The sequence below is a fragment of the Cypionkella psychrotolerans genome (assembly GCF_001294535.1).
GTDB classification, from domain to species: Bacteria; Pseudomonadota; Alphaproteobacteria; order Rhodobacterales; family Rhodobacteraceae; genus Cypionkella; species Cypionkella psychrotolerans.
In genome coordinates this window covers 23,407-31,905 of the sequence record NZ_LGIC01000011.1, presented here as the reverse complement: position 1 = coordinate 31,905, position 8,499 = coordinate 23,407, and the positions used below count along the sequence as shown (strand labels likewise).

At 59.4% G+C, this 8,499-nt stretch carries 8 protein-coding genes and 1 pseudogene; 6 read left to right on the top strand and 3 right to left on the bottom strand.

Translation table 11 applies throughout. The features are described from left to right. The 3 genes and pseudogenes from AKV04_RS03130 to AKV04_RS27765 form a co-directional block, all read left to right on the top strand. On the top strand, nt 1–375 hold a 375-nt coding region (locus AKV04_RS03130; RefSeq protein WP_156317330.1), incomplete at its 5' end, for an IS3 family transposase. 46 nt (nt 376–421) lie between these two features. Next, nucleotides 422–1,219 carry an alanine racemase gene (locus AKV04_RS03125; protein ID WP_235815528.1) on the top strand — a complete coding sequence of 266 codons (798 nt, stop codon included), beginning with the start codon at nt 422–424 and terminating at the stop codon, nt 1,217–1,219. A 10-nt stretch (nt 1,220–1,229) separates the two neighbouring features. Continuing rightward, a pseudogene (locus tag AKV04_RS27765) lies at nt 1,230–2,164 on the top strand (ornithine cyclodeaminase family protein). A 329-nt stretch (nt 2,165–2,493) separates the two neighbouring features. Here AKV04_RS27765 and AKV04_RS03115 read toward each other — a convergent pair. Beyond that, nucleotides 2,494–3,498, bottom strand: coding sequence for a LysR family transcriptional regulator (locus tag AKV04_RS03115; protein WP_235815526.1), 1,005 nt, complete (start codon nt 3,496–3,498; stop codon nt 2,494–2,496). 30 nt (nt 3,499–3,528) lie between these two features. Between AKV04_RS03115 and AKV04_RS03110 the strand changes: the two genes are divergently transcribed. From AKV04_RS03110 to AKV04_RS03100, 3 genes are all read left to right on the top strand, one after another. Next, nucleotides 3,529–4,752, top strand: coding sequence for an aminopeptidase P family protein (locus tag AKV04_RS03110; RefSeq protein WP_054005026.1), 1,224 nt, complete (start codon nt 3,529–3,531; stop codon nt 4,750–4,752). Nucleotides 4,753–5,008: 256 nt separating this feature from the next. Further along, nucleotides 5,009–5,224: a hypothetical protein gene (locus AKV04_RS03105; RefSeq protein WP_156317329.1), complete on the top strand. Its 216-nt coding sequence runs from the start codon at nt 5,009–5,011 to the stop codon at nt 5,222–5,224. A gap of 22 nt (nt 5,225–5,246) precedes the next feature. Next, the gene (locus AKV04_RS03100; RefSeq protein WP_054005024.1) at nt 5,247–5,681 is read left to right on the top strand and encodes an EamA family transporter; all 435 of its coding nucleotides are present in this window, start codon (nt 5,247–5,249) and stop codon (nt 5,679–5,681) included. On the opposite strand, the gene AKV04_RS03095 is transcribed toward AKV04_RS03100, so the two are convergent. After that, nucleotides 5,650–7,206, bottom strand: a complete 1,557-nt coding sequence (locus AKV04_RS03095; RefSeq protein WP_456062139.1) for an L-serine ammonia-lyase — start codon at nt 7,204–7,206, stop codon at nt 5,650–5,652. The genes AKV04_RS03100 and AKV04_RS03095 overlap by 32 nt on opposite strands. Further along, nucleotides 7,172–8,425, bottom strand: coding sequence for a serine hydroxymethyltransferase (gene glyA, locus AKV04_RS03090; protein ID WP_054005023.1), 1,254 nt, complete (start codon nt 8,423–8,425; stop codon nt 7,172–7,174). Before glyA ends, AKV04_RS03095 begins: the two co-directional genes overlap by 35 nt. Between the last annotated feature and the right edge of the window lie 74 nt (nt 8,426–8,499).

Sequence of the window (8,499 nt, the reverse complement as noted above, 5' to 3'; positions counted from 1 at the left end):
ATCAGCAACCGCATGAAGAAGGACTTGGCGATCCGCGCCCTAAACATGGCCATCGCCCTGCGTCGGCCACCCAAAGGATGCATCCATCACACCGACAGGGGCAGCCAATATTGTTCGCATGACTACCAGAAAATCCTGCGCAAACATGGTTTTATCGCATCAATGAGTGGCAAGGGAAATTGCTATGACAACTCGGCCGTCGAGAGCTTTTTCAAATCCCTCAAGGCAGAACTGATCTGGCGCAGAAACTGGCCGACACGCAGAGAGGTCGAAGTCGCCCTCTTTGAATACATCAACGGCTTCTACAATCCACGCCGCAGACACTCAGCGTTGGGCTGGAAAAGCCCCGTGGCTTTCGAACGGAAGGCCGCCTAACATGAGCACCTGACCGGAACGAAACCGCGACAGGTCCAATTTGGTTGTGATCCTCGACAGGATCGAGCAGGCCAGTACGGCCGCGCAAGCGGGCGTGCCTGCGCTGATCGAGATCGATAGCGACGGCCATCGCGGCGGTCGCCGACCAGATGAACCAGTACTTGTCGAAATCGGCCGCATCCTGCACGCGAAGGACGCGCAGCGCGGCGTGATGACCCATGCGGGCGAAAATTATAATGTGAGAGGCAATGCAGCGCATGCCGAATTTGCCGAACGGGAACGCAGTGCGGCCGTCAGCGCGGCCCATGCCTTGCGCGGGGCCGGGTTGCCCTGTCCGGTTGTCAGCGTCGGCTCAACGCCGACGGCCCATGCCGCCCGCGATCTGATCGGCGTCACTGAACTGCGTGCCGGGGTCTACATGTTCTTTGATCTGGTGATGACAGGGATCGACGTCTGCACGGTGGACGACATAGCGCTTAGTGTCCTGACGACTGTCATCGGGCATCAGCAAGATAAGGGCTGGATCATGATCGATGCGGGCTGGATGGCAATATCACGCGACCGCGGCACGGCGGCGCAGGAGGTGGATCAAGACTACGGCGTTGTTTGCGATGCTGACGGGCGCGTGATCGATGATCTGATTGTTAGCTGTGCCAACCAAGAGCACGGGATTATTTCTCTGCGCCTTGGTGCGAAAGGTCCGTTGCCTGAACTGGTCGTTGGGACGCATCTAGGCATCCTGCCTAACCATGCCTGCGCAACTGCCGCCCAGTATGACCGCTACAACGTCCTTCTCAGCACAGGTGGTGCGTTGAAAGTCTGGCATCGTTTCGGTGGTTGGTAAGGAACATTGCATGATCGTCATCACCGAGGCACAGCCCGCCGCGCTCGTCACCCATGAGCTTGCCTTTGATGCCGTGCGCCGCGCCTTCATCGCGGCCATCGGGCTGAATGCTTTCAGCTTTCCGGTGGTCATCGCTCATGCCAGCGATCCGCAGAACCGGTTCACCGTCAAAATGGCAGCAGGAACCGATCTTGCCGGGCTCAAGGTCGGCGCCTATTTCCCCACCAATGATGCTCGTGGCCTGCCGCGCCATGCCTCGACTATCTTGCTAATCGACCAGCCATCAGGCCGCATCGGCGCAGTGGTAGAGGGCTCGACCCTGAACTGCTATCGCACTGCAGCGGCTGATGCTGTCGCGACATACGCCTTGGCTAGACGAGACGCTGCGGTTCTGACGGTTTTCGGCACAGGCCATCAAGCCGGTTATGAGGCCGAAGCGATTGCCCGCATCCGCCCACTGTCCCGTATCTGGGTGGTCGGCCGCGATCCGTCCCGCGCTGCCGCGTTCGCCAAGACGCTGCAAGGCCGGGGGTTGCCTGCCGCGAATCGAGAACCCGAAGCCGCCGTCAGAGCCGCAGACATCATTGTCACAGCAACCACGGCTACCGCCCCCTTTGTGACGCGAATTGGGTGCAGCCGGGTACCCACATCTCGTCCATGGGGTCGGATTCGCAGGGCAAGCAGGAACTGCCCCCGATACTTTTCCCCCGCGCACGGCTATTCTGTGATCTGCCGGATCAATCGACCCGCATCGGCGAGTTTCAGCATGTGGCCTCCGGCGCCGTCCTGACTGCTATCGGCGCGGTGCCGTCTGGGGGTGCGAGTGGTCGGCAGAGTGACGATGATATAACCATTTTTGACAGTTCTGGCATCCCCCTCCAGAACCTTTACATGGCAAAAGCCATCCTTGATGCCACCGGCGCGGCTGAGACACATTGCGGATGATTGCGTCCTTGCTTGAACTGACTACGGGCAAGGACGCCGCCGCCGCGACGGCACAAGCTGTTTAGGTCACCGTTCCAACGAAGGGCCGTATCCGTCGTCAGTCAAAGTACCTTATCGAGGACACTGCCAGCATTCTCATGCAAGACCAACGCAGGAAAGCAGCATGAAATTCACCGAACCTTGTCCTTTTTCGCATGTCAGCCGCAGTCGTCAGCCCATTCTCACCTATTGGCGTTAGCGCCATTATGGTCTTCGGCCAACTGTCTGGCGGCAACTGGACATATTGACGGCGTCAAGGCGTGCGGGGCGACCTGATGAAAGTGCCTTAGTCAGGAGGTTTTCAGCAAATCTTCCCGTTCCGACATTGCCCATTCTTGAAAAATTTGCGCTTGACGGGTGACAATTGGTGCCGCTGTCGTGGAAGACAATAGATAATAGTTGAAGCCGTCGTCCTGCAATCGTGGTGAAACCTGGACAAGGCCGCCCGACTTCAGATCATCCTCGATCATGGCCTTCGGGCATAGGGCTACGCCCTGCCCTGATAGGGCTGCTGCGCGAAGCAAGTTGAAATCCTCAAAGGTCGTACCCTCATAGGTGGGCGCGAGCGTAGGGTCCGATGCAACGTTGTCCAAGAGCGACAGCCAGTTCGTCCATCCCGTCTGTGTGCCGTCATGCAAAAGACGCAAGGTCAGAAAGTCGGCAACGGTTTCAGGTTTGCGCCCAAGGCGGGCCAATGCAGAAGGGCTACACACCGGCATGCTTTGCCCGCCCAAAAAGAAGTGCGCCCCGATCGTCGGCGGCTCTTTCGAAAAGACAAAAGCAAGATGGACATCGTGAAAGTTTACCTCGCGTCCATGCATGGCATAAACGATCCGGATTTCGATTTCCGGATGGGAGGTGCGAAACCGGCTGAGGCGGGGAATCAACCAGCACATCGCCACCGAGGGAATCGCCGCAATAACAAGGGCCTGACTGATATTGCGCGCCCGGTTGCAAGCTGCTTCGATCTCGGCCAGCGATCCTGCCAGACTGCGCGCCAGATCGGCCCCATGTGGCAAAAGCCGGGTCCGGTTGCCCTCACGCTCAAACAACGGCTTTCCCAGCCAATCCTCGACATTGCGGATCTGGTGGCTGACAGCGGATTGGGTGACGAACAGCGCCTCGGCGGCAGCGCGGAATGACCCCAGGCGGGCGACCGCCTCAAAGGCGCGCAGGGCATTGAGGGGCAGTGTCGTCATGGTACACCTAAGCATGAGAAAAACTGATGCTATCGTGAAAAATGGTCTTTTGACAAGGCCGTTCAACGAGGGCTTGATCGCCCGCAATCGGGTCAATCTCGGCCCACCAAATCTTTGGAGGATTCGATGGAACGTGAACGCTTGCAGAACTATGTGGACAATGGCGAAAAGGCCGTTTCAACGTTTTCAGACAGCGAAATGCAGCGGCGTCTTGATGCGATTCGCGGTCATATGGCCAAGGCCGGCATTGATGCCGCGCTGTTCACCAGCTACCATTGCATCAACTATTATGCCGATTTCATGTTCTGCTATTTCGGCCGCCGCTATGGCTTTTTGGTTGATCACAACATCGCCACATCGATCAGCGCGGGCATCGACGGCGGCCAGCCGTGGCGCCGCACGTTCGGGGGCAAGAACGTCACCTACACCGACTGGCAGAAGGACAATTATTTTCATGCCATTCGCGGCCTGACCGGAGGCGTCAAGCGCTTGGGGATCGAGTTCGACCATATCAACATCGACACGCTGAACCTGCTGAAATCCGAATTCCCGGGCATGGAATTCGTCGATATCGGCGCGGCGTCCATGCGCCTGCGGATGATCAAATCGGCCGAGGAAATTGCGCACATCACCAAGATGACCCGTATCGCCGATATCGGTGGTGAGGCCTGCGTCGAGGCGATTGCCGTTGGCGTGCCAGAGCATGAAGTGGCACTGCACTCCACCGCGACGATGGTGCGCGAGATTGCTAAGGTCTGGCCGCATGGCGAGCTGTTGGATACCTGGACCTGGTTTCAGTCGGGCATCAACACCGATGGCGCGCACAATCCGGTGACCAGCCGCAAGATCGAAAAGGGCGATATCCTGTCGCTGAACTGCTTCCCGATGGTTGCTGGCTATTATGTGGCGCTGGAGCGCACGCTATTCTCGGAAGAGGCATCGGACGAGCATACGCGCCTGTGGAACATCAACTGCGCGGTGCATGATCGTGGCAAGGAACTGCTGGTGCCTGGTGCCAAGTGCAGCGACATCGCCAAAGAACTGAACGAGATGTATGCGGCCGAAAACCTGCTGCAATACCGCAGCTTTGGCTATGGCCACTCGTTCGGCGTTCTGTGCCATTACTATGGTCGTGAAGCTGGTCTGGAACTGCGCGAAGATTGCGATACCGTTCTGGAAGAGGGCATGGTTGTGTCGATGGAGCCGATGATCACCGTGCCGAACCATCTGCCGGGTGCAGGCGGCTACCGCGAGCATGACATTCTGGTCATCACCAAGGAAAACAACAAGGGCAACACCAACATCACCGGTTTTGCCTATGGCCCCGAGCATCTGATCGTCAAGAAATAAGACCGAAAACAATCCCGCTGCGCCCCGGCACTGAACCTCTGGGGCGCAGCAAATTTGACAAAGTCGTTGATGCGAGGCTGGTCACCGAAGTGACCATGGCCCGAACGTACTGCGTTTGTGACGATGTCTGCGCGCAAAAGGTGGATGAAAACCGCGAAGGGCCTTTTCCGACCAATCCCTTTGTCGTTAATCGCTAAGGTTAGAATTTAGCGTCACGTAATCATGCAGAAAAGCGCAACTTGGGATGCCGTTCCAGATGTCACCGCGTGACCTGTTTCTTGCTCTGCTGCCTCCGATCCTCTGGGCCACGGGTTATTCGTTCGGCAAGGGGGTATTGCTGCATTTTCAGCCGCTTTTCACCACGGCAATGATGTATGCGATTGTCGGCGCGATCCTGTTTTGGCCCCGGATCGGGGTGAGAACCCCATGGCGCTGGTTGCTCGTCAATATGGTTTTTGGCTGCGGTTTGTAAAGCGGGCTGATCTTTTTCGGGGGTGTCCCTCGTCGATACCTGGCTGGCCATTCTGGGGATTGCGGTGGTGGTCGGCGTGCCAAAGCCTGGCAATGCCTATGTTGGCCTGATCTGCATTCTGGTCGACACCGCAAGCTGGGGCCTGGGGCAGGCGCTGATCCGCGTTCATTCGCGCGATGCGATCTGGCAGTTGGTGGGGGCGATGTCGCTCTTAGCGGCACCGCAGCTTCTTGCGGTGTCGTTGATTGTTGAATCTGATCACATCACGCTATTGCAGACGGGTTCGGCCTATGAATGGTCTGGTGTGCTGCTTCTGGGTGTCGGTTCTTTCGTCTTGGCCTATCTTTTGTGGTATGGACTGTTGAAGCGGAACCGGATGGACCAGGTCGCGCCTTTTGCCCTGCTGATGCCACTGGTCGGCATGTTCAATGGGTGGTGTTCTCCGACGAGACGCTAACCAAGGATTTCCTGCTGGGCGCGGCGCTGGTCCTGTCGGGATTGGTGATCGCGATCATGGCCCGCGATGCCCGCGCCCGAAACGGGGCACCGCCAGACCTCAACACTCTGGCTGATTGACGGCAAGGCCCCCGGTCGAGGTTTCCGTGTACTTCACATTCATGTCGATGCCGGTCTGGCGCATCGTCTCGATGCAATTGTCCACAGGCATGAAATGCGTGCCATCGCCACGCAGGGCAAGACTGGCGGCAGAGACCGCCTTGATCGCGCCCAGACCGTTGCGCTCGATGCAGGGCACCTGCCGTCGGGACGCAGGTCATGCCCAGATGATGTTCAAGCGCGATTTCGGCAGCGTTGTCCACTTGTTCATTGGTGCCGCCAAGGGCCGCGCACTGCCCCGCCGCCATCGCCGCTGCACTGCCCACCTCACCCTGACAGCCGACTTCGGCCCCCGATATCGAGGCGTTATGCTTCATTAACCCGCCAATTGCGGCTGCAGTCAGCAAAAATTGGTGGATACCGGCATGCGTCGCGCCAATGCAATGGTCGCGGTAATAGCGGATCACCGCAGGAACCACGCCCGCCGCCCCGTTGGTGGGCGAGGTGACAACCCGGCCCCCGGCGGCGTTTTCCTCATTCACCGCCATGGCATAGACCGATAGCCAGTCATTGACGACATGTGGCTGACTTTGGTTTTGTCCGCGTTCGGCCAAAAGCTGTTCGTGGATCGCCTTGGCGCGGCGCTTGATCTTCAATCCCCCGGGCAGAATGCCGTCCTTGCGCAGCCCCCTTGCGATGCAGGCATCCATCGCTTGCCACAGCGTATCGAGGCGTTCCTCCAGACCGGGCCCGGAATGCACCACCTCGTTTGCGCGCTTCATGTCGCCATGGGTCAGGCCAGTTGCCTGACCCATGGCGAGCATTTCCAGCGCATTGCCGAACGGGTGCGGATAACCTTTTGCCGCCTTCTGCGCGTGCAGATTGCCGGATTTCGACGCCTCCAGTTCCGCCGCTGTCACAACAAACCCGCCGCCGACCGAGTAATAGGTCTGGGTCAGATAAGGATTTCCCCGTTCGTCAAAAGCCCGCAGACCCAGCCCATTGGCATGGCCGGGCAGGGGGGCCATAGTCGAACACCAGATCGCGTTCGGGATCAAAGGCCAGATCACCCAACCCCGGCGGCGCGATGCGCCCACTTTGACGGACTGCGGCCCCCAGCGCCTCAGTCGCGTCGGGGTCCAGCGTGTCGGGGCGAAAGCCCAAGAGCCCCAGCACCACAGCGCGGTCGGTGGCATAGCCTTGCCGGTAAAGGCAAGGCTGCCGTGCACGCTGGCCCCAAGGCGCGCCAGTCGCCCTGCGCCGGGGATTTTTTCGGCCCCGCCTCGCAGATCATCCAGAAATCGCGCGGCGGCGGTCATCGGCCCCATCGTATGGGACGATGACGGACCGACGCCCAACTTGAAAATATCAAATACCGACAGAAACATCGGATCAGACGCCCGTGGCATGGATTGGGTGCGCGGCACACGATGCCCGCACCTCGGCCAGAACCGCCGCTTCAACTGCGGCGTCGCCGTCGGCGTTAGCCGACAGCGCGTCGATCACCCGCAAGACCAGTTCGCCCACCTTGCGGAATTCGGCCTGGCCAAAGCCGCGCGTGGTGCCTGCCGATGTTCCAAGCCGCACACCCGAAGTCACAAACGGCTTCTCCGGGTCAAACGGGATCGAGTTTTTGTTGCAGGTCAAACCGGCACGTTCCAGCGCGGCTTCGGCGGCCTTGCCGGTGACACCCTTGGGGCGAAGATCGACCAGAACCATTTGGCAATCGGTGCCGCCAGATACGATGCCAAGCCCGCCTGCGACCTGCACCGCAGAAAGCGCCTGCGCATTGGCGATCACGGCCTTTGCATAGTCCTTGAACGACGGGTCCAGCGCCTCGCCAAAAGCCACTGCTTTGGCGGCGATCACATGCATCAGCGGGCCGCCCTGATTGCCGGGAAACACTGCTGAGTTGAACTTCTTGCCCAACGCTTCGTCATTGGTCAGGATCATGCCACCATGCGGGCCGCGCAGGGTTTTATGCGTAGTTGTCGTCACGACATGGGCGTGGGGCATCGGGTCGGGGTATTCCCCAGCCGCAATCAGGCCCGCGTAATGCGCCATATCCACCATCAAATAGGCGCCCACCTCATCGGCAATCGCGCGGAAGGCGGCAAAGTCGATGTGACCTGGATAGGCCGAAGCCCCGGCGATGATCAGCTTGGGCTTCTTCGCCAGCGCGACTTCGCGCACATTGTCCATGTCGATCAACTGGTTGTCGGTGCGCACTTCATAGCTGACCACATCGAACCTCTTGCCAGACATGGTGACGGGCGGGCCGTGGGTCAAATGCCCGCCGCGGGCAAGGTTCAGGTCCATGATCCGGTCGCTCGGCTGCAACAGCGCCAGAAACACCGCCTGATTGGCCTGCGCGCCGGAATGCGGCTGCAGGTTGACAAAGCCCGCCCCAAAAAGCTGTTTCGCGCGGTCAATGGCGATCTGTTCCACCACATCGACATGCTCGCAGCCGCCGTAATAGCGCTTGCCTGGATAGCCCTCGGCATACTTGTTGGTCAGCACTGACCCTTGGGCGCGCGGCACGTCAAGACTGACGATGTTTTCCGACGCGATCAGCTCGATCTGGCGATCAAGCTCATGCCCGATGGCCTCGGCGATGGCCGTGTCGGTGATCAGGGATTTCAACATAGCAAGGGGCCTTTCAGGTAAAAGCGGGGGTGCGCGCCGGAAAGGTGCGTCATGATTTCTGCTAGGGCGCAACG

Bases quoted from the DNA above. Each gene is read 5' to 3' on its own strand.
- glyA (WP_054005023.1), bottom strand. From the start codon at position 8,425: ATGTTGAAATCCCTGATCACCGACACGGCCATCGCCGAGGCCATCGGG.
- AKV04_RS03110 (WP_054005026.1), top strand. From the start codon at position 3,529: ATGGAACGTGAACGCTTGCAGAACTATGTGGACAATGGCGAAAAGGCC.
- AKV04_RS03105 (WP_156317329.1), top strand. From the start codon at position 5,009: ATGTCACCGCGTGACCTGTTTCTTGCTCTGCTGCCTCCGATCCTCTGG.